Annotated in this window: 24 protein-coding genes; 23 read left to right on the top strand and 1 reads right to left on the bottom strand. The window is 40.4% G+C overall.

Features of this window, described 5'->3' with window-relative positions:
* The first annotated feature begins 149 nt into the window (after positions 1 to 149).
* The 5 genes from EHE21_RS16325 to EHE21_RS16305 all read left to right on the top strand — a co-directional run bounded on the left by EHE21_RS16325 (position 150) and on the right by EHE21_RS16305 (position 5,308).
* Positions 150 to 656 carry an FxsA family protein gene (locus EHE21_RS16325; RefSeq protein ID WP_088494535.1) on the top strand — a complete coding sequence of 169 codons (507 nt, stop codon included), beginning with the start codon at positions 150 to 152 and terminating at the stop codon, positions 654 to 656.
* Positions 657 to 825: 169 nt separating this feature from the next.
* Positions 826 to 1,119, top strand: coding sequence for a co-chaperone GroES (locus tag EHE21_RS16320; protein ID WP_036914050.1), 294 nt, complete (start codon positions 826 to 828; stop codon positions 1,117 to 1,119).
* Positions 1,120 to 1,171: 52 nt separating this feature from the next.
* Positions 1,172 to 2,818 carry a chaperonin GroEL gene (groL, locus tag EHE21_RS16315; RefSeq protein WP_194951255.1) on the top strand — a complete coding sequence of 549 codons (1,647 nt, stop codon included), beginning with the start codon at positions 1,172 to 1,174 and terminating at the stop codon, positions 2,816 to 2,818.
* A gap of 189 nt (positions 2,819 to 3,007) precedes the next feature.
* Positions 3,008 to 4,639 (top strand): Na+/H+ antiporter, encoded by a 1,632-nt coding sequence (locus tag EHE21_RS16310; protein WP_194951254.1) that lies wholly within the window; start codon positions 3,008 to 3,010, stop codon positions 4,637 to 4,639.
* 324 nt (positions 4,640 to 4,963) lie between these two features.
* Positions 4,964 to 5,308: a DUF4156 domain-containing protein gene (locus EHE21_RS16305; RefSeq protein WP_023582946.1), complete on the top strand. Its 345-nt coding sequence runs from the start codon at positions 4,964 to 4,966 to the stop codon at positions 5,306 to 5,308.
* 107 nt (positions 5,309 to 5,415) lie between these two features.
* Here EHE21_RS16305 and epmB read toward each other — a convergent pair whose 3' ends face one another.
* Positions 5,416 to 6,444 carry an EF-P beta-lysylation protein EpmB gene (epmB, locus tag EHE21_RS16300; RefSeq protein WP_194951253.1) on the bottom strand — a complete coding sequence of 343 codons (1,029 nt, stop codon included), beginning with the start codon at positions 6,442 to 6,444 and terminating at the stop codon, positions 5,416 to 5,418.
* Between the two features lie 44 nt (positions 6,445 to 6,488).
* On the opposite strand from epmB, the gene efp reads away from it, so the two are divergent.
* The 18 genes from efp (at position 6,489) to EHE21_RS16210 (ending at position 26,239) form a co-directional block, all read left to right on the top strand.
* Positions 6,489 to 7,055 (top strand): elongation factor P, encoded by a 567-nt coding sequence (gene efp, locus EHE21_RS16295; RefSeq protein ID WP_088494539.1) that lies wholly within the window; start codon positions 6,489 to 6,491, stop codon positions 7,053 to 7,055.
* Between the two features lie 709 nt (positions 7,056 to 7,764).
* Positions 7,765 to 8,661 (top strand): pirin family protein, encoded by an 897-nt coding sequence (locus EHE21_RS16290; RefSeq protein ID WP_194951252.1) that lies wholly within the window; start codon positions 7,765 to 7,767, stop codon positions 8,659 to 8,661.
* A 321-nt stretch (positions 8,662 to 8,982) separates the two neighbouring features.
* Entirely contained in the window at positions 8,983 to 9,603 is a 621-nt protein-coding gene (locus EHE21_RS16285) for a 4Fe-4S dicluster domain-containing protein (protein WP_075673437.1), read from the top strand.
* Between the two features lies 1 nt (position 9,604).
* A complete protein-coding gene (hyfB, locus tag EHE21_RS16280; RefSeq protein ID WP_088494541.1) occupies positions 9,605 to 11,620 on the top strand; it encodes a hydrogenase 4 subunit B in 2,016 nt (671 codons plus the stop codon).
* A gap of 12 nt (positions 11,621 to 11,632) precedes the next feature.
* On the top strand, positions 11,633 to 12,583 hold the full coding sequence (locus EHE21_RS16275) for a respiratory chain complex I subunit 1 family protein (protein ID WP_006536164.1): 951 nt from the start codon (positions 11,633 to 11,635) through the stop codon (positions 12,581 to 12,583).
* A 6-nt stretch (positions 12,584 to 12,589) separates the two neighbouring features.
* On the top strand, positions 12,590 to 14,041 hold the full coding sequence (locus EHE21_RS16270) for a hydrogenase 4 subunit D (RefSeq protein WP_088494542.1): 1,452 nt from the start codon (positions 12,590 to 12,592) through the stop codon (positions 14,039 to 14,041).
* Between the two features lie 12 nt (positions 14,042 to 14,053).
* Positions 14,054 to 14,704, top strand: coding sequence for a hydrogenase 4 membrane subunit (hyfE, locus tag EHE21_RS16265; RefSeq protein ID WP_036934333.1), 651 nt, complete (start codon positions 14,054 to 14,056; stop codon positions 14,702 to 14,704).
* 4 nt (positions 14,705 to 14,708) lie between these two features.
* Positions 14,709 to 16,277, top strand: a complete 1,569-nt coding sequence (locus tag EHE21_RS16260; RefSeq protein ID WP_088494543.1) for a hydrogenase 4 subunit F — start codon at positions 14,709 to 14,711, stop codon at positions 16,275 to 16,277.
* 1 nt (position 16,278) lies between these two features.
* Complete coding sequence (locus tag EHE21_RS16255) at positions 16,279 to 18,012, top strand: NADH-quinone oxidoreductase subunit C (RefSeq protein WP_088494544.1); 1,734 nt, start codon at positions 16,279 to 16,281, stop codon at positions 18,010 to 18,012.
* 11 nt (positions 18,013 to 18,023) lie between these two features.
* Positions 18,024 to 18,578 (top strand): hydrogenase 4 subunit H, encoded by a 555-nt coding sequence (gene hyfH / locus EHE21_RS16250; protein WP_075673442.1) that lies wholly within the window; start codon positions 18,024 to 18,026, stop codon positions 18,576 to 18,578.
* Positions 18,575 to 19,357, top strand: a complete 783-nt coding sequence (locus tag EHE21_RS16245) for an NADH-quinone oxidoreductase subunit B family protein (RefSeq protein ID WP_072069032.1) — start codon at positions 18,575 to 18,577, stop codon at positions 19,355 to 19,357. Before hyfH ends, EHE21_RS16245 begins: the two co-directional genes overlap by 4 nt.
* Entirely contained in the window at positions 19,350 to 19,760 is a 411-nt protein-coding gene (locus EHE21_RS16240) for a formate hydrogenlyase maturation HycH family protein (RefSeq protein ID WP_088494545.1), read from the top strand. Before EHE21_RS16245 ends, EHE21_RS16240 begins: the two co-directional genes overlap by 8 nt.
* Positions 19,757 to 20,257 carry a hydrogenase maturation peptidase HycI gene (hycI, locus tag EHE21_RS16235; RefSeq protein ID WP_088494546.1) on the top strand — a complete coding sequence of 167 codons (501 nt, stop codon included), beginning with the start codon at positions 19,757 to 19,759 and terminating at the stop codon, positions 20,255 to 20,257. The genes EHE21_RS16240 and hycI overlap by 4 nt, the downstream gene beginning before the upstream one ends.
* Before the next feature lie 436 nt (positions 20,258 to 20,693).
* Positions 20,694 to 21,683, top strand: a complete 990-nt coding sequence (locus EHE21_RS16230) for a glycosyltransferase (RefSeq protein ID WP_088494549.1) — start codon at positions 20,694 to 20,696, stop codon at positions 21,681 to 21,683.
* 404 nt (positions 21,684 to 22,087) lie between these two features.
* Positions 22,088 to 23,671, top strand: coding sequence for an ABC transporter substrate-binding protein (locus EHE21_RS16225; protein ID WP_088494550.1), 1,584 nt, complete (start codon positions 22,088 to 22,090; stop codon positions 23,669 to 23,671).
* Positions 23,656 to 24,639, top strand: a complete 984-nt coding sequence (locus EHE21_RS16220) for an ABC transporter permease (protein WP_088494551.1) — start codon at positions 23,656 to 23,658, stop codon at positions 24,637 to 24,639. Before EHE21_RS16225 ends, EHE21_RS16220 begins: the two co-directional genes overlap by 16 nt.
* A complete protein-coding gene (locus tag EHE21_RS16215) occupies positions 24,636 to 25,448 on the top strand; it encodes an ABC transporter permease (protein ID WP_088494552.1) in 813 nt (270 codons plus the stop codon). The genes EHE21_RS16220 and EHE21_RS16215 overlap by 4 nt, the downstream gene beginning before the upstream one ends.
* Positions 25,442 to 26,239 (top strand): ATP-binding cassette domain-containing protein, encoded by a 798-nt coding sequence (locus EHE21_RS16210; RefSeq protein ID WP_194951251.1) that lies wholly within the window; start codon positions 25,442 to 25,444, stop codon positions 26,237 to 26,239. Before EHE21_RS16215 ends, EHE21_RS16210 begins: the two co-directional genes overlap by 7 nt.
* Positions 26,240 to 26,289 lie beyond the last annotated feature (50 nt).

Genomic DNA, 26,289 nt, shown 5'->3' with positions numbered 1-26,289 from the left:
TTTTTAACGCCCCTTGAAAAGGAGTGTTAGGCTCCCCATTATTATGTAGATAAACTAAGAAAAAGCGAGTTTGTAAACCATCACCTTAGATGTAGTTCACACTCCTTTCTATTAATAATATGAATCTTTTTTATAAAAAGGAGAACCAAGTGCGTTGGCTCCCATTAATTATTATCTGCCTTCTTATCTATATAGAAGCTGTTATTTTCGTCAATGTGGCATCTTCTATTGGCGTTCTTACAACACTATTCCTTGTGGTGCTGACTTCTTGTGTTGGTGTCTCACTGGTAAAAAATCAGGGCGTAAAAAATATTGCTTCAATGCAACAAAAACTTGCAGTAGGTGAAGTCCCCGCAGCAGAAATGGTGAAAAGCGTTTCGTTAATATTGGCGGGTATTTTATTGTTGATCCCCGGCTTCTTTACGGATTTCTTGGGCTTGCTGTTGTTATTACCCCCATTGCAAGCGCTATTAGTGACGAAATTGATCTCTCGAATTCAAATTTATTCAGCAGGTCATGGTCAAAGTGGATTTTCTTCTAATCAGAATGGAACAACATTCGAAGGCGAGTTTCAGCGTAAAGAGGATTCACCGAGTAACCAGCTGAATAATAAGGCTGAAGATCAGGATAACGACCATTTTTCTGACAAAAAATAATTAGCCCAAAGCATAATCAACTGAAATGGGGAAAATTTGAAAAAAAATCACACTTCTCCCCTTGAAGTTTTACCGGATGCCCCCACCTGTATCGTCATGGTACTGGTTCATCTTGGGCACTGGTATCAACCTTAATCCTGATATGGACTTTTTTATAGGAGCACTATTAATGAAGATTCGTCCATTACATGACCGTGTTATTGTTAAACGTAAAGAAGTCGAAGCTAAATCAGCAGGCGGTATCGTACTGACTGGCACAGCGGCGGGTAAATCTACTCGTGGCGAAATTTTAGCCGTAGGTCAAGGCCGTATTATGGAAAACGGCGACGTTAAACCGCTGGATGTTAAAGTTGGCGATATCGTAATTTTTAACGACGGTTATGGCGTTAAAACAGAAAAAATTGATAACGAAGACGTGCTTATCATGTCTGAAAGCGACATTTTAGCAATTGTAGAAGAATAATTTTTCTCTTTTAAGATCTTCTTAAACTGAACGAATTCAAAGGAAATATACGATGGCAGCTAAAGACGTCAAATTCGGTGTAGATGCTCGTAATAAAATGTTACGTGGTGTTAATGTTCTTGCAGATGCAGTTAAAGTAACTTTAGGCCCTAAAGGTCGTAACGTTGTTTTAGATAAATCTTTCGGCGCACCTGTTATTACTAAAGATGGTGTATCTGTTGCACGTGAAATTGAACTCGAAGATAAATTCGAGAACATGGGTGCACAGATGGTGAAAGAAGTTGCTTCTAAAGCCAATGATGCGGCAGGTGACGGTACTACAACTGCAACAGTATTAGCACAATCAATCATTGCCGAAGGCTTAAAAGCAGTTGCTGCTGGCATGAACCCAATGGATCTGAAACGCGGTATCGATAAAGCCGTTGTTGCAGCAGTCGAAGAACTGAAAAAACTGTCTGTTCCATGTTCAGATACTAAAGCGATTGCTCAGGTTGGTACAATTTCTGCTAACTCTGATGAAACCGTCGGTACTCTGATCGCACAAGCGATGGATAAAGTTGGTAAAGAAGGTGTTATCACCGTTGAAGAAGGTACTGGCTTAGAAGATGAGCTAGACGTTGTTGAAGGTATGCAGTTTGACCGCGGTTATCTGTCTCCTTACTTCATCAACAAACCAGAAACAGGCACAGCAGAATTAGAAAACCCATTCATTCTGTTAGTTGACAAAAAAGTTTCTAACATCCGTGAATTACTGCCTGTATTAGAAGGCGTTGCTAAAGCTAACAAACCTCTGCTTATCATTGCAGAAGATGTTGAAGGTGAAGCACTGGCAACATTAGTTGTGAACAACATGCGTGGTATCGTTAAAGTTGCTGCTGTTAAAGCACCTGGCTTTGGTGATCGTCGTAAAGCAATGCTGCAAGATATTGCAACATTAACTAACGGTGCTGTAATTTCTGAAGAAATCGGCATGGAGTTAGAAAAAGCGACATTAGAAGACTTAGGTCAAGCAAAACGCGTTGTTATCAACAAAGATACAACAACAATTATTGATGGTTTAGGTGATCAAGACGCAATCAGCGGTCGTGTATCTCAAATCCGTCAACAAATCGAAGATGCAACTTCAGATTATGACCGTGAAAAATTACAAGAACGCGTTGCTAAATTAGCTGGCGGTGTTGCAGTAATTAAAGTCGGTGCAGCAACTGAAGTTGAAATGAAAGAAAAACGTGCTCGTGTTGACGATGCTCTGCACGCAACTCGCGCAGCAGTTGAAGAAGGCGTTGTTGCTGGTGGTGGTACTGCTCTGGTTCGTGTTGCTAACGCTCTGCGTGAGATGGTTGGTGATAACGAAGAACAAACAGTAGGTATCCGCGTTGCATTACGTGCAATGGAATCCCCAATGCGTCAAATCGTTGCTAACGCAGGTGAAGAGCCATCTGTTGTTGTAAACAACGTGAAAGCAGGTGAAGGTAACTACGGTTATAACGCTGCAACAGATGTTTACGGCGATATGATTGATATGGGTATCTTAGATCCAACTAAAGTGACTCGTTCTGCACTGCAATTTGCTGCATCTATCGCAGGTCTGATGATCACAACAGAAGCGATGATCACAGATTTACCTAAAGACGACAAAATGGATTTAGGTGGCGCTGGTGGTATGGGCGGCATGGGTGGAATGGGCGGCATGATGTAATTCATCAGCTAACTGTTTTGCACGAAGAACCCGAGCTTAGGCTCGGGTTTTTTTATGCATTTTTACTTCAGAAGTCTCTAATAATTTATTTTTTATATAATTAGAAACAACTTATTTCTTTACAACTAGGCAACAGATCGTTTTTACTGCATCGCTTAAAAAATAATTAAATAAATTGGGGTGTTCACCATGTCTGTCGTCGCCATCGTGCTTATTTTTCTTTTTGCCGTGATTGTGAGTGTATTTATCTCTCGATTACTGTCAGAAAAAATTCCTTTGCCCTTGATCCAGATTGCTGTCGGAGCTTGTTTATCTATCTTTGGCTTTGAAGTTGATTTCGATCCGCATCTTTTCTTATTCCTGTTTATTCCTCCATTGCTCTTTTTAGATGGTTGGCGTATTCCCAAAGAGGCGTTATTCCAAGAAATTAAACCGATTATGTCGCTGGCAATTGGTTTAGTCGTAGTGACAGTGATTGGTATGGGCTTTTTTATTCACTGGCTTATTCCTTCAATTTCACTTGCGATTGCTTTTGCATTAGCGGCAATTTTGTCACCAACCGATCCTGTTTCAGTTTCGGCTATGACCGTAAATTCGCCACTTCCTTCGCGTATGACGCATATTTTAGAAGGCGAATCATTGCTTAATGACGCGACAGGTTTAGTCTGCTTTAGCTTTGCTGTTGCAGCTGCATTAACGGGATCTTTTTCTATTGCTTCAGCGACAGGACAATTTTTAGTTGTGGCTTTAGGTGGTGCTGCAATTGGATTAATTGTGGCGGGCGTTATTGGTCGATTAAATCAGTTTTTGGTTAAACGTACCGGTGAAGATCCGGCTATCCAAATTTTGATAAGCTTATTGATGCCATTTATTGCTTATTTATTGGCGGAGCATTTCCATGTATCGGGGATCTTAGCCGCAGTTGTTGCTGGTATTGCAATGCACTACGAGAAAATTGTGGGTCGTATGCAAGCCGCTACACGTATGCAAAGTAAAGCGGTTTGGGATACGGTTCAAGTTGCACTTAATGGGATGATTTTTATTTTATTAGGTGAACAACTTCCTGCAATGTGGAAAGTGTTACCTGAAGTGACGCAATCCGCTGGCGCGACTAATCCGTGGGCGGTAGTAGGTTACATCATTATTATTACGATAGGGCTTGCTGTATTACGTTTTACATGGGTGTGGATCTCGATGTCGCTGACAGTATTCCGCTCTCCTGATAAACGTTTATCTCGCCATGATCTGCGTTTAATGGCCATTATGGCAACCGCAGGAGTACGAGGTGCAATTACACTAGCAGGTATCTTAACTCTTCCTTTATTAATGACAGATGGTTCACCTTTCCCAACGCGTGATCTCGCAATCTTTATTGCTATGGGCGTTATTCTCTGTTCATTATTAATTGCAACTATCGCATTGCCGATTTTAACCAAAGGGCTATCAGAAGATTTACCGTATGAAGATGATGAAATTCGTACTCGCTTGGCGTTAAACGAAGCGGCGATTGCACATATTAATGAATTGATGAATCAACCTTGTGAAGATCTTGATGAAATGTCATTACGTATAGAAGCGGGTTCTCATTTGTTAGAAATCTACAGTCGTCGTCTTGATAGCGAAGACAGTGTGCAAGAAGGTGCACTTGATCTTAAACGCTTGTTTAGTATGGAGCGTAAATTGTCGCGTAGTGCGTTAAAAATTGAGCGAGATACATTGCAACAATTACGCAAATCTCGTCATATTAGTGAACATATTTACCACCGTTTACGACATGAATTAGATTTAAAAGAAGAAGCACTGAATCATCATTTGAGTTAATTTGGACAATATTATCTTCAGATAGCGATTTGCTGTCTGAAGATTTTTAAAAAATGAACTAATTGTGTGTTCATTCTCGCACTGTATAGACCGAAAATAAGCCAGATCGTTTTAAAAGCATAAAAGCGGTGTAGAATAGAGACATTATTGCTTTGTCTATCTCAAAGCTGAATTTGTACGTTAAAATAAGTTTAAAGCGAAAATAATATCTTAAGGCTATTGGCTAATGTGAGATAGCAATGATGATTTATTTTTGCGCATAATAGGGATGACAAGGTATATTGTTGTCGTGACTAAACGGACACTCAAATAAATGAGGGGATCATGCGAATTAAATTGTTATTGGGAGCTGCTGCAGCGTTGTTACTAGCAGGCTGTTCTGCAACAAACACATTAAGCACTGCGGGCTCACAGGTACAAATCACTGATACGCAACCAGGCAGTGAATGCCAATTATTAGGAACAGTGACAGGTGTTCAAAATAACTGGTTATCAGGTTCCCGTACTGAAAGCCAATCACTGCGAGGTGCTGCTAACGATCTACGTAATAAAGCAGCCGCAATGGGTGGTAACGTTATTTTTAACGTTGGTACTGGCGCAGGTAGCTTTGTTGATAGCTTTGCACCATTAGATAGCAAAATGAGTGGACAAGTTTATAAATGCCAATAAGGGCATTTAATTTATTCACTATTTATTAGTCTGCTAATAGATAAAAAAGCTGTAGTCACTTCATCTATTTGAACTGAGCTACAGCTTTTTTGTTTTTGTGGCATTGATTATTGCTGGCGTAACCCAAGATCTAACAATGTTTTACTCGGTTCACCACCGATTTCACGCGTGAGTTTGGGAACCATATAACCTGAAACTAAGCTCATCAGTGCTTTCATAATTTCTCTCGCTTCACTGTCTGGCACCATAAAGTGAGCAGCACCTTGTACTTTATCTAGAACGTGTAAGTAATACGGCATAACACCGGCATCAAAGAGGGTACGACTTAAATCCGCAAGGACTTCAGCACTGTCATTGACACCTCGTAATAACACACCTTGATTCAATAAAGTGACATTGGCATTTTTTAGTTTTGCACAGGCTTCTCTTAATGCATCATCAATCTCATTGGCGTGATTGGTATGCAGTACCATGATATTTTGCAAACGTGATTGTTGTAAGCGTTGACATAGCGCATCAGTGACACGTGCTGGGATGACCACAGGTAAACGAGAATGAATACGTAAGCGCTTAAGATGAGGAATAGCCTCTAATTGTGTAATCAACCAATCAAGCTCATCATCTTTCGCCATAAGGGGATCTCCCCCAGAGAAGATGATTTCATCGAGTTTTGGGTTATTTTTGATATACTCAATTGCTTTTTGCCAATTCGCTTTATTTCCTTTGTTATCTTCGTAAGGAAAATGACGACGAAAACAGTAGCGACAATTGACAGCGCAACCACCTTTGACCAGAAGCAATGCACGATTCTGATATTTATGTAATAAACCCGGCACCGCATTTTGTTGCTCATCTAACGGATCCGTAGAAAATCCCGGTGTTATGGTAAATTCAGCATTTGCAGTTAATACTTGTAAAAGTAATGGATCGTTAGGATCGCCTTTTTTCATGCGTGCAACGAATTCACGGGGAACCCGTAGCGGAAAAAGCCGTCGTGCCTGAGCCCCTTTTTGGAGATCAGCGTGATGTTCCAACGCTAAAAGTTGGAGTAATTCAACAGGATCACTGATTGCCTGCGCGAGTTGTGTTAACCAGACTTCTCTGGTGGGGTGATTATGAGTTACAATGTGTGCCATTTTTTGGCTATGCCATTTTAAATTAAAAAAGTTAGAGGATATTCATGGCTTCTTATAATACCAACGATTTTCGTTCAGGTCTTAAAATCATGTTAGATGGCGAGCCAGCCGTCATTACTGAATGTGAATTTGTTAAACCAGGTAAAGGTCAGGCATTTGCTCGTGTGCGTCTGCGTAAACTGATTTCTAACAAATTACTGGAAAAAACATTTAAATCTACTGATTCAGCAGATGGTGCTGATGTCATGGATATCAACTTAACTTACCTGTACAACGACGGTGAGTTCTGGCATTTCATGAACAATGAAACCTTCGAACAATTAGCAGCAGACGAGAAAGCTGTTGGCGAAAACGCTAAATGGCTGATCGACCAAGCTGAGTGTATCGTAACATTGTGGGATGGTCGTCCTATCGCTGTTGTTCCACCAAACTTTGTTGAATTAGAAATCGTTGATACTGATCCAGGTCTGAAAGGTGACACCGCAGGTACAGGTGGTAAACCAGCAACATTAAGCACTGGTGCTGTTGTTAAAGTTCCACTGTTTGTACAAATCGGTGAAGTTATCAAAGTTGATACTCGTTCAGGTGAATACGTATCGCGCGTAAAATAATCGCGTAGATTATTTTACTGAGTGCAACGTTAAGCACAATAAATAATTACCGCAGATAATGTTAAATATCTGCGGTATTTTTTTATTTTAATTTATAAATATTGATTAATAGGCAGTATTTTCTTTCTAAAAATTTGAGTGATTTGTATTACTGCATTATTTAATTTTTTGTGTTATTATTTTGTTTCTGATTTATTTATCCCTTCATTATATCTAATGCCAAAATAGAATGCCGTATTCAATATTGGAATTGGTAAAAAATAACCATTTTCTTAGAATGAATGTGTAGGTTGTTTTGGTAAAGATAATCCACAGCAATATTTATTTAAGTTATTTTGACTTTCCTTTAAGAGATATTGAAGAGTATAGATAAAAACATTAATCCTGTAATATTATTGATCTTTATTTTATATTTTAGTTGTACTAGGGAAACCCTTTCAATATAGACATTTACTTTGATATATCTCTTTTGTTTTTTTAGAAACACTTTATTATCTATTTAATCCTTTCTATTTGTTGTTCATTTCTTTATTTTAAAATATTTTAACGTGTCCAAAAATAACGTTTCTATACCTATTTTTTTAAATATCCTATTTAAAAATTATTTATTATAAATAAAAAATTTATTTATTTTTCAAAGATTGAGCTAGTGCCATTTGCTCGCTACACTAAAAAATACTTAAAACAATAAATCAAAAGTAGGTGAACAATGGAACATCAACACTCTGATGCAGTAAATGCCCCATTACGTATTACCTCTAAAACCCGTGATGTTGGAGGGATTGAAACTTATCGTGCTTTACCTGATAAAAAACAACGCTTAATTGGACCTTGGTGTTTTCTCGATCATTTAGGCCCTACCGTTTTTAATGATTCTGTCGATAAATTAGCCATTTCGCCACATCCCCATATTGGCTTGCAAACCTTTACTTGGATGTTAGATGGGGAAATATTACATCGTGATAGCCTCGGTTTTCAGCAAGTTATTCGTCCTCAACAAGTTAATTTAATGACAGCAGGGCATGGTATTAGCCATTCAGAAGATAGCCATGGTGATAAAAAAGAAGTTCATCTGGCACAATTATGGATAGTGCTACCAAACGATAAAAGAAATATGCCACCGCGTTTTGATCACTATCCTGACCTACCCAAATGGCAAGCCGACGGTGCTGATTTCACGTTATTAATTGGTGATTATCAAAATCAGAACTCTCCCGTATTATGTTTATTACCCATGGTTGGCATGGATATTATGGCAAAACATGCCACTCGTATTCTTTTATCATTAAATCCTAAATATGAATATGGGCTTTTTGTCTTAACGGGAGAAATGATAATAGAAGGGGAAACCTTTGCTGCGAATGAACTTGCTTATATTGGGATACAAAACTCAGAGTCATTAACGATTGAACTTAGTGATAATGCCCAAATTCTCTTTTTAGGTGGTGAACCTTTAAATGAAAAAATTTTGATGTGGTGGAATTTTATTGGTCGTAGCAAAGAGGAAATTCAGCAAGCAATTACCGATTGGAATGCGGGCAGTGAGCGTTTTGGTAAAGTGGTTAATGATGAAAGAACACCGCTGGTATCACCTTTAATGCCTTAATCCTATGTTATAAAGGTAAGTCTTAATATTACGCGTTTAAACTTAGCTGAATTATCTAAATATAATTCAGCTATTTTTTTCTTTGTACTCCACCATTTTTGATACCTCATCATAGTGACGACGAAATTGTTGTTTAGTACACACCTCTTACTGTCAACGTCATTATTGTCGACACGTCATTCTTAATCCCTTCTTGTATTTCTATCTCAATGATTTTTATCGTAAATAAATTAAATCCTCTCTTGGCATGAAATATGCTTTATCTAAAGAAAAATTGACGACAGTAATGCTGTTAAACGTTTTTCTCGGAGGATGTGGCGAATGAATCGCTTTGTAATTGCAGAGCCACAACGATGCATAGGGTGTAATACCTGTATGGCAGCTTGTTCAGAAGTTCACCAAGCTGTGGGTTTACAGGCGCATCCGCGTCTTACAGTGGTAAAAGTGGAGGATCAGACAGCACCGATGCTTTGTCGGCACTGTGAGGATGCTCCTTGTGCTCGCGTGTGCCCAGTCAATGCCATCACTCATGAAGATAATATGATCTTTCTTAATGAGAGCCTGTGTATTGGCTGTAAGTTGTGTGGTCTGGTTTGTCCTTTTGGTGCAATTACACCATCAGGCAGTAAACCCGTTAACTTACCGGCTGTTTTTGAACACTTTGTGCCTGAAGAAATGTTGGCTGATGTACCAGCAAGCCTTCCAACAACCAACCCATTCCTTGCATGGAATGTGGGTGTCCGCGCAATCGCAGTGAAATGCGATTTATGTGCTTTCTCAGATGAAGGCCCTGCTTGTGTCAACGTATGTCCAACAGATGCATTGCATTTAGTTGAAGAAGACAAACTTGAAGAGCAGATGAAAACGCGTCGCTTAGGCTCAGTGATGGAACCAATTACCAGTCTTGACGATTTATCTACTTTGACACAGGAGCGGAAGTAATATGGAACCTCTTCAGTTACTGCTGTGGTCAGTCATCCTGTATGTTGTTGGTGGCGTTATTGCACTGTTTTTAAAAAAACAGGAAGGGTTGGCAATCCTTATTTCAGGGATCAGCGCAATCATTGGTGGTGTCTTAGGTATTTTAAGTGCATTACCGGTTATTTTTGGCGGTGAGATTGCGACTTTTACCGCTGCAGGGCCTTTCGATTTTGCCGCCTTCGTGGTGCGTATGGATATGTTAGGCGCGTTTATGGTGTTCGTCATTTCATTACTGGTCAGCGTATGTGCACTTTATTCTCTTGCTTATGTACAAGAATATAAAGGACGTGGCGCTTGGAGCATGGGATTCTTTATGAATCTGTTTATTGCTTCTATGGTTGGCTTAGTGGTGATGGATAATGCGTTCTACTTTATTATCCTATTCGAAATGATGTCACTGGCTTCTTGGTTCTTAGTTATTGCTGACCAAGATGACGAATCTATTCACGCAGGTCTACTTTACTTCTTTATCGCTCACGCAGGCTCCGTGTTAATCATGATTGCCTTCTTCTTGATGTGGCGTGAAAGTGGTAGCCTTGATTTTGATTCATTCCGTCAACTCTCTCTTTCTCCTGCAATGGCCTCTGTGGTGTTCTTACTGGGCTTCTTTGGTTTTGGTGCCAAAGCCGGTATGTTGCCATTACACAGTTGGTTACCAAAAGCTCACCCCGCAGCACCTTCACATGCATCGGCATTAATGTCAGGTGTGATGGTCAAAATTGGTATCTTCGGGATAATCAAAGTGGGTATCGATTTACTGGGTGCAACTGAAATGTGGTGGGGAATTGTTGTCCTCGCATTCGGTGCAGTTTCTTCTGTACTGGGTGTTATGTACGCATTAGCAGAGCACGATTTAAAACGTTTACTTGCATGGCATACCGTTGAAAATATCGGCATCATCTTAATGGGTGTTGGTGTGGGTATGGTAGGAATGGCAACAGATCATCCTGTTATTGCTGCACTTGGCCTGTTAGGTGCTTTATATCACTTATTAAACCATGCCGTGTTCAAAGGATTATTATTCCTTGGTGCTGGCGCGATTATTAACCAAATTCACACTCGTGATATGGATAAAATGGGTGGGTTAGCCAAACTGATGCCTTACACTGCAACGGCATTCTTAATCGGTTGTATGGCGATCTCCGCGTTACCACCATTAAACGGTTTTGTGAGTGAATGGTATACCTATCAGTCTCTATTCACGATGAGTCACGAAGGTAACTTCGTGATGCGCTTAAGTGGTCCTATTGCCATTATTATGTTGGCAATTACAGGGGCATTAGCAGCAATGTGTTTCGTTAAAGTCTATGGTGTTAGCTTCTGTGGCGGTCCTCGTAGTGAGCAAGCAACAAAAGCAAAAGAAGTACCACTACCAATGACGATTGCGATGGGTTTATTAGCGCTTTTCTGTGTTGTGTTAGGTGTGGGTGCTGCTTTTGTCGCACCAATTATTGCCAATATTGCAATGTCTCTTAGCGAAACCAGCGCATTAACTGTGGCTCAAGGCTCTATGCTTGTTCCTGATGCTGCATCACAAGCAATGTTCTCTCCAGCATTAACATTTGTTTTATTAATCGCTCTGCCGCTTATCCCATTCCTGATTTACCTCGGCCTGAAAGGTAATCAACCAGCGTTTCGTCGTAAAGGTAATCCTTGGGCGTGTGGTTATGTGTGGGAAAAAGACATGGCAGTGTCAGCAGGTGGCTTTACTCAAGCATTACGTAGCATGTTTGCACCGCTTTATCGTATGCGTAAACAACTTGATCCATCTCCATTGCTGTCTCGTGGTTTTAATAAAACACAGCTCGGTGCTGAAAAGGTCGAACCATTCTGGGATGAACGCATTATTTATCCTCTGGTTCGTGGTATCCAACGCTTTGCAAAACGTATCCAATGCCTACAAGGCGGGGATTTCAGACTCTATTGTCTATACGTTGTCGCAGCGCTGGTCATCTTGCTTTTAGTCATCGCAGCGTAAGGAGAGGGACTTATGACTTTCCAAGAAGCACCTACGTTAATGATGGGAATATTCGCGTTAATACAAGCACTCTTTTTGCTGGCGATAACCCCATTATGTACAGGTATTTCGCGCACAATTCGCGCCAAGATGCATTCGCGTCAAGGCCCCGGAATTCTGCAAGATTATCGAGATATCTTTAAGTTATTTAAACGTCAATCAGTGGCACCTGAGCAATCTGGTGTGATCTTCCAAGTGATGCCGTATGTGTTACTCGGAAGCATGCTGGTGGTTGCTATGGCACTGCCTGTCTTTACAGCAACGTCACTGTTTGCAGGTGCAGCGGATCTTATCGCACTGATTTATCTGTTTGCACTTTATCGTTTCTTCTTCTCTTTATCTGGTTTGGATTCAGGAAGCCCATTTGCTGGTATTGGTGCTAGCCGTGAATTAACACTGGGTGTGTTAGTTGAGCCAATCTTAGTGTTATCACTGATTGTGGTGGCTTTAATTGTGGGTTCAACCAACGTTGGCACTATCAGTGCAACACTGGCTCAAGGTTGGGTATCTCCAACTGCCACACTGTTAGCCTTACTCGCTTGTGCTTTTGCTGCATTTATTGAAATGGGCAAAATGCCATTCGACGTTGCGGAAGCTGAGCAAGAGTTACAAGAAGGGCCATTAACTGAGTATTCAGGCTCTGGTTTTGCAATGGTAAAACTGGGTCTTGGTTTAAAACAAGTGGTTGTGGCTGAACTGTTCTTAGCCATCTTTATTCCTTTCGGTAAAGCAACAGAATTCACCTTTATTGCATTGATCATTGCGCTAGTTTTAATGGCAGTGAAATTGTTAGTAGTGTTTGTATTAGCGTCATTGGTTGAAAACAGTTTAGCGCGTGGTCGCTTCTTACTGACTCACCATGTGACATGGTTAGGATTCGGTGTTGCGGCACTGGCTCTTGTTTTCTATTTAACCGGTCTATAAGGAGCGATGATTACAATGGAAAATATAGCTCTTGCGACCTTACTCATCCCATTTGCGGGGGCGTTGATTACGTCCTTAATGCCAAATCGGATGGCGAAGTGGTTATGTACACTGTTCGCTTTATTAGCCACATTAGGAACGGTTGTTTTAGGTTGGCAGTTCCTCGCTGAAGGTAAAGTCGATACCACAATTACGCTAGTACAATATGGTGATGTTGCGCTCTTTGGTTTTACCATTGACCGTGTCAGTACATTGATTGCTTTCGCTGTTGTGTTCTTAGGATTGTTAGTGAGTTTTTACTCTACTGGCTATCTGACCAATGGCAACCGTGAGCATCCACATGATGGTACTCGTCGCTATTATGCCTTTTTACTGATTTTTATTGGTGCAATGGCGGGATTAGTCCTTTCATCGACTATTTTAGGTCAACTCCTGTTTTTCGAAATCACAGGGGGATGTTCTTGGGGATTAATCGGCTACTACCAATCTGAAAAATCACTGCGCTCAGCAATGAAAGCGTTGTTGATCACTCACGTTGCTTCAATCGGTCTTTATCTTGCAGCAGCAACCTTGTTTGTGAGTACGGGTACCTTTGAGTTAACCGCAATTGCAACTTTAGATGAACCAACCAAACTGATTGTGTTTGGCGGAATTCTCTTTGCTGCTTGGGGTAAATCAGCTCAATTACCACTGCAAGCTTGGTTACCTGATGCGATGGAAGCACCAACTCCTGTGAGTGCTTACTTACACGCAGCATCAATGGTAAAAGTCGGTGTTTACATCTTTGCTCGTGCGATTATGTCAGCAGATGGTGATGTCCCTCATCTTATTGGTTGGGTGGGTATTACGATGGCAGTTATCACGTTGATTTATGGCTTTATGATGTATCTGCCACAAAAAGATATGAAACGCCTGTTAGCATGGTCAACCATTACTCAGCTCTCTTATATCTTCCTTGCATTATCTATTTCTATCTTTGGACCGCGCGAAGCGTTCGAAGGCGGTATCGCTTATATCTTTAACCATGCCTTCGCTAAAAGCTTGTTCTTCTTAGTTGCAGGTGCGTTGAGTTATAGCTGTGGTACTCGTATGTTGCCTCGCTTAAAAGGGTTAATTAACAAATATCCATTATTGGGTGTCGGTTTCTGTGTTGCCGCACTGGCAATCGCAGGTGTTCCACCAATGAATGGTTTCTTTAGTAAATTCCCAATTTTTGCCGCAGGTTTTGAACTGTCGAGTGTTTTCTGGGTGATGACACCAATTATGGTGCTGGTACTGATTGAATCTGTTGCTAGCTTCACTTGGTTTATCTACTGGTTTGGTCGAGTTGTTCCTGGCAAACCAAGTACAGAAGTTGCACAAGGGCAACCTGTTCCTATGGCAATGCAAATTGTGATTGGAATACTGATTGTGATGTCCTTTGCATCCAGTGTTATCGCAGTCACTTGGCTAGGATAAGGGAGATAAATCATGACTGGAGCACTTATCGTAAACAATTTAGCGGGGTTAATGATGATCACCTCGCTACTGGTAATTGGCGCTAAAAAGCCGATTGCTTCATGTTGGTTTTATGCATTGCAATCTTTCGTTTTAGTGATGATCTTCGTCACTTTAGCCAATACATTGGATGCACACCAACTCACACTTTGGGCGATTACCGCCTTCTTTACTAAAGTTCTGCTTGTGCCACTTATTTTAGGATTTGCATTCCGTAAGTTATCCGATCCTAGTGCGAATATCAGTGTTATTAGCCCTGCACTTTTAATGTTGTTGGCTGCTGTTATCGTTATTTTAAGTTGGTTTGTGGTTGAGCCAATTCAAATACCAATGGTTGTTGATTTGAAACCTGCACTCGCGGTTTCTTTAGGACACTTTATGTTGGGTCTGCTTTGTATCGTGACTCAACGAAATATCCTAAAACAAGCTTTTGGTTACTGCTTAATGGAAAACGGCTCTCACTTAACACTGGCACTATTAGCGTGGAGAGCACCAGAACTGGTCGAAATCGGTATCGCCACTGACGCCATCTTTGCTGTGATTGTTATGGCAGTGTTGGCTCGTAAGATTTACCGCACGCTCAACACACTGAACGTGGATCAACTGACCGCGCTGAAGGGGTGAGGAGATGAACCAAACAACCATGTTAACAATTTTAATGTTTGCACCGCTGGTATTTTCAATACTGGCGTTTCTAAGTCCGTTATTAAAAGCGGGTGCGCGTCCTGTCGTGACGGGTATTCATGCTATTGGTATCACCGTATTGTTAATCGCTGCATTAGGGACTGTGGCAGATGTCATGTCTCATGGCGAAATATTGGCTGCTGCTAATTGGGTTCATGTGGATAGCCTAGGCGCATTATTTCTTGCCATCTTAGGTATTATCGGCTTTTTAACTGGGCTTTATTCTATTGGCTATATGAATCATGAAGTGGATGAGGGTGAAATCTCAGTGCGCACTTTGTGTAACTACTATGGTTTCTTCCACCTCTTTTTATTCACCATGTTATTAGCAATCACAAGTAATAACTTGATCTTAATGTGGGCGGCCATTGAAGCAACAACCCTAAGCTCTGCATTCTTAGTCGGAATTTATGGTCAACGTTCTTCTCTGGAAGCAGCGTGGAAGTACATCATCATTTGTAGTGTGGGTGTGGCGTTTGGTCTTTTCGGTACTATTTTGGTTTATGCCAATGCCGCAAGCTTTATGCCTGATCCAGATCAGGCTATCTTCTGGACTGAAGTGTTGAAATATACAGACCAGTTAGACCCAACACTGATGCATTTAGCTTTTGTCTTTATTTTAATCGGTTTCGGTACCAAAACGGGTTTATTCCCAATGCATGCATGGTTACCCGATGCGCACAGTGAAGCACCAAGCCCAGTCAGTGCGCTGTTATCAGCTGTACTACTGAATTGTGCGCTGTTAATCATCATTCGTTACTACATCATTATTGATGCGGCAATTGGTACTGAATTTACACGTAACTTACTGTTAATCTTTGGTTTCCTCTCTGTTGCTATCGCGGCGTTCTTTATCCTTATTCAGCGTGATATGAAACGTCTTTTAGCATATTCCAGTGTGGAAAACATGGGGTTAATCGCCGTCGCATTAGGAATTGGTGGACCGATCGGTATTTTGGCTGCTTTATTCCACACCTTAAACCACAGTCTGGCGAAAGCCCTGTTGTTCTGTGGCTCTGGTAACGTGTTATTGAAATACGGTACTCGTGATTTAAATGTCGTGAAAGGCATGTTTAAAGTGATGCCATTAAGTGCAGCGCTTTTTGCTGGTGGTGCTTTAGCGTTAGGCGGTATGCCTCCTTTCAACGTCTTTATCAGTGAATTTATGATTGTTGTAGCAGGTTTAGCTTCTCAGCACATTGGCTTAACTATCCTATTATTATTGTTATTGACCGTGGTATTAGGTGGGTTAGTTCGTATGGTGGCTAAAACTGTCTTTGGTCCAAAACCTGATGTTGTTGCTAAAGGTGAACTGGGAATTTTAACCACATTACCAATGGTCATTCTGATTGCACTTATGCTGTTAATGGGAACTCACATTCCTAAGCCTGTCAGCGAGCTGTTAGAAAATGCCGCTAATATCGTGATGAATATTGATAAAAGTGAGTCACCTACTTATGCATGGCCAACGGCTTTAATCAGCAATCCATCCACATCGGTTCAGGAGATGTAACGTGAGCTACCAAAATTATGTCAGTAGAAAAGAGGGAAAAGAATTAGGCGGAGATTATGTTGCCAAAGTTCGTGAAAAATTCCCATCAGCTGTTCTTGATGAAGAGCGACAAACCGCTGATCAATTGACGATAACAGTAAAAACGGAATCACTTCCTGAAGTGGTGGAATACCTGTATTACGGCTTAGGCGGTTGGTTACCTGTTTTATTTGGTAATGATGAACGTAGTTTAAACGGGGACTATGCTGTTTATTACGCATTATCAATGGAAGAGGGTGAAAAGTGCTGGGTTGTTGTAAAAGCCCATGTTAGCCCAATCACTTTAGAATTCCCGTCAGTAACACCGCGTGTACCTGCTGCGGTGTGGGGCGAACGTGAAATCCGTGATATGTACGGCCTTATCCCTGTTGGTTTACCTGATGAACGTCGTTTAGTGCTTCCAGATGACTGGCCTGAAGAGATGTATCCACTGCGTAAAGACGCGATGGATTACCGCCAACGTCCAGCACCAGCAACTGAAGTTGAAACTTATCCTTTCTTGAATGAAGGTAAGCAAGATGCACGCGTTGTACCAATTGGCCCTATGCACATTACCTCAGATGAACCGGGACACTTCCGCTTATTCGTAGACGGTGAAAACATTGTCGATGCTGATTACCGCATGTTCTATGTTCATCGTGGTATGGAAAAACTGGCTGAAACCCGTATGGGTTATAACGAAGTCACATTCTTATCAGACCGCGTGTGTGGTATTTGTGGTTTTACTCACAGTGTGGCGTATGTGACTTCTGTTGAAAATGCGTTAGGCATTGAAGTGCCTCGTCGTGCGCATACTATTCGTTCTATCTTATTAGAAGTCGAACGTCTTCATAGCCATTTATTAAATATTGGTTTAGCTAGCCACTTTACAGGCTTTGATACTGGTTTTATGCAATTTTTCCGTATTCGTGAAAAATCAATGCAAATTGCAGAAATGCTGACCGGTGCGCGTAAAACGTATGGCTTAAACTTAATTGGTGGTATTCGTCGCGATATCTTAAAAGATCAGCGTCTGAAAACAATTCAGTTAGTTAGAGAAATGCGTCTAGAAGTCACTGAACTGGTAGATATTCTTCTATCAGCGCCTAATATGGAACAGCGTACAGTCGGCGTAGGTATTTTAGATAAGAAAGTGGCTCGTGATTTCAGCCCAGTAGGTCCAATGATCAGAGCAAGTGGTTTTAAACGTGACGTGCGTTTTGACCACCCATTTGCAGATTATGGCAATCTTCCACTGACTCTATTTAGTTATGAAGGTGGCGACGTATTCTCCCGTGTGATGGTACGTATCAAAGAGGTTTTGGATTCAATGGCAATGATTGAATACGCCTTAGATAATTTGCCAGAAGGCCCATTGTTAACCGAAGGCTTTACTTATCAACCTTATAAATTTGCACTAGGCTTTACTGAAGCACCACGAGGCGAAGACGTTCACTGGAGTATGTTGGGTGATAACCAAAAATTATTCCGCTGGCGTTGTCGTGCTGCAACTTATGCTAACTGGCCTGTATTACGTTATATGTTGCAAGGAAATACCGTCTCTGATGCGCCGTTAATTATCGGTAGTCTTGACCCTTGTTATTCCTGTACTGACAGGGTAACGCTCGTCGATGTGAAAAAACGTAAATCTAAAACAGTTTCTTATAAAGAAATTGAACGTTACAGCATCGAACGTAAAAATTCGCCGCTCAAGTGAGGGAATGAACGATGTTAAAATTGTTTAAAACCATAATCAAAACAGGCGAAGCAACGACCAAATATCCGTTTAAGCCTCTGGATTTACCTGATGGTTTCAGAGGAAAGCCTGAATATGATGCACAGCAATGTATTGTCTGTGGTGCTTGCACCGCAGCCTGTCCTGCTAATGCGTTAACGATGGAAACGAATTTGGAAACAGGCGAGCGTCATTGGCAATTATTCATTGGTCGCTGTATTTACTGCGGTCGTTGTGAAGAAGTTTGCCCAACAAGAGCGATTGTTTTATCCGATATGTTTGAAACGGCAGTGACTAAAAAGTCAGATCTTTATATTAAAGGGACTTTTAAATTATTGAATTGCCGAGAATGCCATCAACCATTTACGCCTAGAAAATCAGTTGAATATGCGATGGAACTATTAGTGCAATCAGGTTGGGATGAGCAAACTGTTGAAGCGATGCGCCCACAATTTGAAACTTGCCCTGAATGTAAGCGTAAACATAACTTGTTATCTGATGGTCGTGAAAATATTAGTGTGGGCGAAATTGGGAGTACAATAAAATGAGTCTACCAGAAATTCCCATTAATCATCATGTTAGCCAACCGATCACCCTTGATGATCAGGTACAAAAGCTAAAACAGACATTGTTGAAAGATATTCAGCGTTCAGCTTATGTTTATCGTGTTGACTGTGGTGGTTGTAATGGTTGTGAGATTGAAATTTTCTCCGCAATTACACCGGTTTTTGATGCTGAACGTTTTGGTATCAAAGTGGTAGCCTCGCCTCGTCACGCTGATATTTTATTATTCACTGGCGCAGTAACGCGCCAGATGCGTGTACCTGCATTACGTGCTTATGAATCAGCGCCAGATCCAAAAATCTGTATCTCTTATGGCGCTTGTGGCTGTGGTGGCGGTATTTTCCACGATCTCTATTGTGTATGGGGTGGTAGTGAATCTATTGTTCCTATTGATGTGTGGATCCCTGGTTGTCCTCCAACACCGGCGGCGACAATTTATGGATTTGCTGTCGCACTGGGTTTGTTAGACCAAAAATTAAAAGGCGAATCACACATTGAAGTAGAAAATGAGAAAGCATCTCTCATTCTGCCTTCCATTCCTTTAGATGCTCGAGTGATGATTGAACGTGAAGCACGTCGTCTTGCTGGCTATTATCAAGGAAGACAAATCAGTGATCACTTCCTTACCTTATTAGAAGGTGCCACTATTCAAGAAGTGAGTGGACGTGTTGATGAATGGCTACGACAAGCTAACGATCCTCGTTTATCAGAGATTGTAAAACGCCTGGTCTATTCATTAAGCCAAGGGGGAATTTATGCCTGATGACGCTAAAGTTTACTTTTGGTCACTAAGACAAAAGTTTGTTGATAGCGATGATGATATTCCTGAGCAAGCGCAACAGGTGATGTACTATTCGCTCGCGATTGGTCACCACGTGGGTATGATTGATTGTCTAAAAACAGAGCTAGTCTGTCCTTTAGAAAAATATAAAGCATGGATTGATTTATTACCTGAAGGTGAAGCAAAACGCAAAATGCAGGGATTGCTGACATTTGGTGAAATCAATATTAACTCGGAGCATACTCACTTATTAGCGTTAGCATTTGATCCTATTATCAAAAATGACGATCCTATTTTTAGTGAATGGAGTCAAACGCTGATTAAATTACTGGGTGAGATCCACGCAGAACCTGCTATTTATTTGATTGTGAAGAGAAAACCATGAGTAAAGCAATGACAGCACCTAAAGTGGTATTAACGGTTGGCAACAGCATGATGGGTGACGATGGTGCAGGCCCTCTGCTTGCTGAGTTAATGGAAGCAAATCCTATTGATGGATGGATTGTTATCAACGGGGGAAGCGCACCTGAAAATGTCTCTTATCAAGTAAGAGAATTACAACCTCAATGTGTTGTCATTGTTGATGCAGCAGATATTGGTCTAAACCCCGGTGAAATTAGGGTGATAGATCCTGACTACATAGCGGAAATGTTTATTATGAGCACCCATAATATGCCGCTGAATTTTCTTATCGATCAATTAAAAGATGATATTCCAGATATCACTTTCTTGGGGATCCAGCCGGATCTCGTCGGTTTTTATTATCCAATGACCGAAGCGGTAAAAAATGCCGTTGATGAAGTGTATCAAGGGATCAAGTCTTGGCGAGTTGATTACTTTCCAGAACTTGAAGTCTGCGATGAAGAAGATATTGAAGAATAAAAATATAACAAGTATCCACTGATTATTTATATAAATAAAAACTAAAACATCCGCTTTGCGGATGTTTTTCGTTAATGTCACTTATATTACTCATTAACTACAAAAATGAGCACTAATGACACTTATATTACTCATTAATAAATGGCATAACGACTGATAACATGTTTTTTCTGTATAAACCTTAATTTTTCCTTTAGTTATTTCTTTTAAAAAATAAACCACCTTAACCCTTTCTTCATGGGATATCTTCAAAGTTAACTATACTTATTCTTTATTAATAATGATTTTTACTTCGAATCGGCAGAAAAGTAACTTTTTATTTAAGCATAACGAGTGAATAGCAAGAATAGCTCCATATTGAGGTTGGTATCTTTGCTATCCTTAACCAATATGTTCAGAACGAAAGTTACTTATTAGAAAGAATAAAAGGTTGGTTATGTCTTCTTTTGTACCTCAATTAAGTATTATCGTTGCCGTTTATAATGGTGAGAAATTTTTATCGAAATTTTTTAACTATTTACAAGCGCAGAAACTACCGAGTTGGGAGCTTATTCTTGTTGATGATGGTTCTAAAGATAATTCACTGAAATTACTTTATGAATGGGAAGATAAATTCCCTGATGTCACTATTTTGACACAAGAAAACCAAGGCGTTTCCGTTGCTCGCAATACTGGTTTTCATGCTGCTCGTGGAAAATACGTCGCTTTCCCTGATATTGACGATGTTATCGATGCTAGAATGTATTCTCGTTTGCTCGAAATCGCTCTTGCTGATGATTTAGATATTGCGACTTGCAATGGTAATTATGTCTATGCAGATGGACGACCTTCACGACCTATATTCCCATCTAACCGATTACATTCAACCGATGTTTTAACTGGGCCACAATGGCTAGAAATGGCATTAAATTCTAAGAAATTTTTGCATGTGACTTGGTTAAATATTTATCGACGCGAATTTCTACTTGCTCATGGTTATTATTTTGAGCCTGGTTTACATCATCAAGATATTCCGTGGACAACAGAAGCATTATTAACCGCTAAACGTGTCAAATATATTGATGAGCGTTACTACGATTACTTTATTCACTCTGGATCTGTTTCTCATACAACACCTAATGATTCTATTCATGTTAGAACAATTCATAATTACATGAAAATATTAGAAATGCTTGATGCTATTAATCAAAAGCATAAGGAAGTGTCTCAAAATATCAATGCATGTTATTGGCAAATAGCAAAAGAGGGGTTGGGGATCATCCATTCAATTGGTTCTATTCAATCTATTGAAGTTAAAAAACAGATAGTTAAAGAGTTTTTTGATAGAGGAATATGGTCATTAATTTGGAATAATGCGAAAGATTTTAGATTGCGTTGGCGTCTAGGACGACGCTATTTTAAATTAAAAAGAATATTAAATTCATAATCACAAGAGGGCACAATAATGTGCCTTTTTTATTTTCAGTGCATATTAAATAAAATGAAATAATCTAATTTCGTTAAAAAGTCACTTTATTTCGTTTTGCGCTCACTAATAAATTCAATGATAAATATATAACTTATTTATTAGAAAAATACTGTGCACTTGCTAGAAGTTTGCCATAATGAGAATTACTGCCTAATAAAAGTTTATGTAAAATCAATAAACTGTCGAATATTATTCGAGTAGTTGAATAAAAAAACTTATTATGATGCCACTGGTTTAGCCTTTATCTGTACCAAGTTGCAGAACATCATAATTATCATTGTTATTTATCTTGTTTCAGCCTCTTCATCTTATTTAGATAGAGACTGATGATAAGTCGTATCTAAAAAATCGGAGAATGTTTTATGTCTATTCGGTTTGGTTGGCGTCAATCATTAGTAACGTTAACTTGCTTAGCCGCGTTAAGCGTCCCTTTTGCAACATCTGCTCAAACGTTGAAATTAGCGATTGGTGAAGAGCCAACAGAGGGATTCGACCCAATGCTGGGTTGGAGTCATGGTAGTTATTTACTTCTTCATAGCCCATTGTTAAAGCAAAATGCGGATCTCTCTTGGTATAGCAATATGTTAAGTGACTATCAGCCAAGTGAAGATGGTAAAACATGGAAATTAACGTTAAAGCCAGATTTAAAATTCTCTGACGGTCTGCCACTTACAGCAAAAGATATCGTTTTTACCTATAACAATGCCGCTGCAAGTGGCGGTAAAGTTGATATGGGTAACTTCCTTTCTGCAAAAGCAGATGATGACTTACATGTCACTATTACATTAAAAGCGCCACAAAGTACTTTTGTTAACGTACTTGGCTCTTTAGGCATTGTTTCTGCTGATAAGTATGATGAAAAAACCTATGCACAAAAGCCAATTGGTGCTGGTCCTTATCGCATGGTCAGCTTCCAACCCGGTCAGCAATTAATTGTTGAAGCTAACCCTTATTATGCAGGACAGAAAAACGATTTTGAAAAACTCATCTTTGTTTTCCTTGATGAAGATGCTGCCTTTGCTGCTGCTCAAAGTGGGCAATTAGGCATTGTGCGTATTCCACCAGCAACGGCTGCAATCGCTAAGAATTTACCAAATACCAAATTGTGGGAAAGACCAAGTGTTGAAAACCGCGGTATTGTTTTCCCAATGGTAAAATCAGGTGAGAAGAACGCCCTAGGTTATGACATTGGTAACGACATCACCGCAGATATCGCTATTCGTAAAGCGATTAACTATGCTCTTGACCGTAAATTGTTATCAGAGCAAGTGCTTGATGGTTATGCCGTTCCTGCATATACCGGCGTAAAAGGTTTACCTTGGGATCAAACTGACGCTGCCTTCAAAGATGGTGATGTTGAAAAAGCGAAGCAAATTCTTGAAGATGCAGGTTGGAAACTGAATAAAAACGGTATTCGTGAAAAGGACGGTTTAGAAGCCAAACTGACCTTATGGTATACCAGTGGTGATGCAACTCGTCGCGATTTAGCCGAGTCAATTCGTGCGCTAGTGCAACCTCTTGGGATTCAAATGGATCTTAAATCAGGAAGTTGGGATACAGTAGAACGCTATATGCACTCAAATCCAACTTTATTTGGTTGGGGTAGCCTTGATCCTATGGAGCTTTATCATCATTACAGTGCTAATGCCGCTGGTGTTGGTTATTATAATCCGGGTTATTATAAAAATCCTGAAGTCGAAAAACACCTACAAGCCGCACTTGATGCCCATACGTGGCAAGAAGCTGTTCCTCATTGGAAAGCCGTTGAGTGGGATGGTAAAAATGGCGTTGGTGTAAAAGGTGATGCTGCTTGGGCTTGGTTGATGAATGTGCAACATACTTACCTAACTAACCCTTGTGTTGATCTGGGTACAGGAACACCTGAAATCCATGGTTCATGGTCATTATTAAATAGCGTAGATACTTGGAAGTGGACTTGTCAGTAATACGTCAAAGTGCGGGTTTTTTCCTGCGATTACTCTGCCTGCTGTTGGTGACAACAGCAGGTGTTTTTATTTTATTAAGTTTTTCACCGATCGATCCCATTAAGGCCTATATCGGTAGTGATCTACTGAATGTTCCTCCGGAACAATATCCTTTAATTGCGGCGCGTTGGGGAATTGACCAACCTTTATGGATGCGATTTTGGCTTTGGTTTAGCCAAATTATTCAAGGGGATTTTGGCTATTCCATGTTGTATAACATGCCTGTTATTGATGTTATTCGTGAGCGTGCCGGGCCTTCGTTTATCTTGCTTTTCTCAGCGTGGGTATTTTCAGGTGTTATTGGCGTTGTGATGGGATTAGTCGCAGGTCGATATCTTAATCGTTGGCCAGATAGAATTATCTCTACTTTATCTTATCTATTAGCCGCATTACCGACATTTTGGGTGGGATTACTGCTGCTATCTCTGTTTTCTGTCACCTTACATTGGGCACCAATTTGTTGTGCGTGGCCGATGGGAAGTAGTGCCGAAACGGCAACATTAAGTCAGCGTTTTTCTCATCTGATCTTACCTATGATTGCGCTTGGATTATTAGGCACTGGGAATATCGCTTTGCATACTCGCGCAAAAGTTGCCGAAGTTATGGGCAGTGAATTTATCCATTTTGCTAAGGCTCAAGGTGATAAAGGGTGGGCTATGATGCTATTTCATGTTCTACGTCATGCCATTACACCTGCACTTTGCTTACAGTTTGCATCAATCGGCGAATTGCTTGGAGGCTCTCTCTTAGCAGAGAAAGTGTTTGCTTATCCTGGATTAGGGCAAGCAACGGTTGATGCCGGATTACGAGGAGATATTCCTCTGTTAATGGGTATTGTTGTTTTTAGTACTATTTTGATTTTCTTTGGCAATAGTATTTCTAACTTGCTATTGCGACGTATTAATAAAGGAATTTTGCGAGACTCATGATTTACGATCCAAATAGGCCTTTGTTGCGACTTTTATTAGTAGCCCTCGCGTTAATTGGGTTAGTGGCGTATGGCTTTTCTGTTTCTCATACGGATATCGCAATGGATTTTCTGGCTAGGAATCAAGCTCCGTCAGATCAGTATTGGTTTGGGACTGATAACTTAGGTCGTTCTTTATGGCTACGTTGTTTCCAAGGTATGTTGAGCAGTTTAAATATCGGAGTGACGAGTGCAGTTGTTAGTGGTGCAATCGCCTTGATTTTTGCTGGTATCTCCTCAATTAACCGTTATTGTGATTTTTTTGTAAGAGGCGTTGTTGACGCGCTTTTAGCATTACCTCATTTATTACTGTTGATTTTAATTTGTTTTACATTAGGTGGTGGGCAACAAGGGGTAATTTGGGCGGTGGCATTAACCCATTGGCCTAAATTAGCTTTAATTTTAAGAGGCGAAATTCAGCGTATTAGAGAAGCTGATTATGTGATGTTATCACGCCGTATTGGTAATACTCCTTTTGAGTGCGTGAAAAAACACTATATCCCTATGCTATTACCTCAGTGGATCGTGGGAACATTGTTAATGTTTCCTCATGCCGTATTGCATAGCGCAGCCTTAAGTTTCCTCGGTTTTGGTCAGGCAGCTCATGAACCTTCACTCGGCTTGTTACTGGCTGATGCACTGCGTTATTTAAGTACGGGCTCATGGTGGATGGTGGTGTTTCCGGGATTGATTTTGATGTGCTTGGTATTGATCTTCGATCAATTTGCTAAAGCAATGCAACAGTTATGGTTAAGAGGGGCAGGATGTTAAGTTTTGAACAGCTTTCCATTGATATCGCACAATTTCGTTGGCTAGGAAAACGAAATTGGCAACCGTTGCTAAAATCAATCTCATTGGATATTAAACCCGGAAAGATGCTGGCATTAGTCGGTGGCAGTGGTGAAGGTAAAAGCCTGTTATTACAAAGTGCATTAGGACTTTTGCCTGCCAATATGCGAGTCCGTGGTGCGATTAAATTGAATGGGCATACACTAAGTGAACGGGAACTTATCGCTTATCGAGGGAATACCTTTTGTTATATTCCTCAAGGTGTGAGCGCTCTTAATCCGTTGATCTGTATCGGTGATCAATTAAGTCGCTCTGCGCGTTTAAGTGGCGCAGATGTCTCGTCTGATGATATCGTGCAACAGTTAGGGCTGTATCATCTATCAGGCTCTTTGGTAAAAACGTACCCAGCAAAACTTTCTGGTGGGATGGCAAAACGAGTGTTGGCCTGTAATGCGACACTCTCTAATGCACAATATATTTTGGCTGATGAGATCACCTCATGGCTTGATGATGAACATGCATGTTTGTTATTAGGGCATTTAAGAGAGTTATGCAATCAAGGTAAATCAGTGCTTTGGGTTACGCATGATTTAGCTTTAGCCGCACGATTTGCGGATACAATAGCGGTGCTTAATCAGGGTGAAGTTAACGAGATTATTCCAGCTAATGTGCTTAATCGCCATGAAGGTAGTGAGTGGTTGAAAACACTCTGGAATGCATTACCTGAACAGCAATTTATAAATACAAAAGAAGCATCACTTAACCCATTATAATATTGAGTTCTTAAGTTTTATTTTTATACGTTTAATTTGTTATTTCTGGA

This window comes from Proteus sp. GOKU, assembly GCF_015475555.1.
Classification (GTDB): Bacteria; Pseudomonadota; Gammaproteobacteria; order Enterobacterales; family Enterobacteriaceae; genus Proteus; species Proteus mirabilis_B.
Note: the sequence above shows the minus strand (reverse complement) of the source record. Positions and strands in the feature narration are given on the sequence as shown.

What these genes read in the sequence shown, in the direction of transcription:
- EHE21_RS16320 (WP_036914050.1), top strand. Translation starts at nt 826, where the DNA reads ATGAAGATTCGTCCATTACATGACCGTGTTATTGTTAAACGTAAAGAA.
- groL (WP_194951255.1), top strand. Translation starts at nt 1,172, where the DNA reads ATGGCAGCTAAAGACGTCAAATTCGGTGTAGATGCTCGTAATAAAATG.
- EHE21_RS16310 (WP_194951254.1), top strand. Translation starts at nt 3,008, where the DNA reads ATGTCTGTCGTCGCCATCGTGCTTATTTTTCTTTTTGCCGTGATTGTG.
- EHE21_RS16305 (WP_023582946.1), top strand. Translation starts at nt 4,964, where the DNA reads ATGCGAATTAAATTGTTATTGGGAGCTGCTGCAGCGTTGTTACTAGCA.
- epmB (WP_194951253.1), bottom strand. Translation starts at nt 6,444, where the DNA reads ATGGCACACATTGTAACTCATAATCACCCCACCAGAGAAGTCTGGTTA.
- efp (WP_088494539.1), top strand. Translation starts at nt 6,489, where the DNA reads ATGGCTTCTTATAATACCAACGATTTTCGTTCAGGTCTTAAAATCATG.
- EHE21_RS16290 (WP_194951252.1), top strand. Translation starts at nt 7,765, where the DNA reads ATGGAACATCAACACTCTGATGCAGTAAATGCCCCATTACGTATTACC.
- EHE21_RS16285 (WP_075673437.1), top strand. Translation starts at nt 8,983, where the DNA reads ATGAATCGCTTTGTAATTGCAGAGCCACAACGATGCATAGGGTGTAAT.
- hyfB (WP_088494541.1), top strand. Translation starts at nt 9,605, where the DNA reads ATGGAACCTCTTCAGTTACTGCTGTGGTCAGTCATCCTGTATGTTGTT.
- EHE21_RS16275 (WP_006536164.1), top strand. Translation starts at nt 11,633, where the DNA reads ATGACTTTCCAAGAAGCACCTACGTTAATGATGGGAATATTCGCGTTA.
- EHE21_RS16270 (WP_088494542.1), top strand. Translation starts at nt 12,590, where the DNA reads ATGATTACAATGGAAAATATAGCTCTTGCGACCTTACTCATCCCATTT.
- hyfE (WP_036934333.1), top strand. Translation starts at nt 14,054, where the DNA reads ATGACTGGAGCACTTATCGTAAACAATTTAGCGGGGTTAATGATGATC.
- EHE21_RS16260 (WP_088494543.1), top strand. Translation starts at nt 14,709, where the DNA reads ATGAACCAAACAACCATGTTAACAATTTTAATGTTTGCACCGCTGGTA.
- hyfH (WP_075673442.1), top strand. Translation starts at nt 18,024, where the DNA reads ATGTTAAAATTGTTTAAAACCATAATCAAAACAGGCGAAGCAACGACC.
- EHE21_RS16245 (WP_072069032.1), top strand. Translation starts at nt 18,575, where the DNA reads ATGAGTCTACCAGAAATTCCCATTAATCATCATGTTAGCCAACCGATC.
- EHE21_RS16240 (WP_088494545.1), top strand. Translation starts at nt 19,350, where the DNA reads ATGCCTGATGACGCTAAAGTTTACTTTTGGTCACTAAGACAAAAGTTT.
- hycI (WP_088494546.1), top strand. Translation starts at nt 19,757, where the DNA reads ATGAGTAAAGCAATGACAGCACCTAAAGTGGTATTAACGGTTGGCAAC.
- EHE21_RS16230 (WP_088494549.1), top strand. Translation starts at nt 20,694, where the DNA reads ATGTCTTCTTTTGTACCTCAATTAAGTATTATCGTTGCCGTTTATAAT.
- EHE21_RS16225 (WP_088494550.1), top strand. Translation starts at nt 22,088, where the DNA reads ATGTCTATTCGGTTTGGTTGGCGTCAATCATTAGTAACGTTAACTTGC.
- EHE21_RS16215 (WP_088494552.1), top strand. Translation starts at nt 24,636, where the DNA reads ATGATTTACGATCCAAATAGGCCTTTGTTGCGACTTTTATTAGTAGCC.
- EHE21_RS16210 (WP_194951251.1), top strand. Translation starts at nt 25,442, where the DNA reads ATGTTAAGTTTTGAACAGCTTTCCATTGATATCGCACAATTTCGTTGG.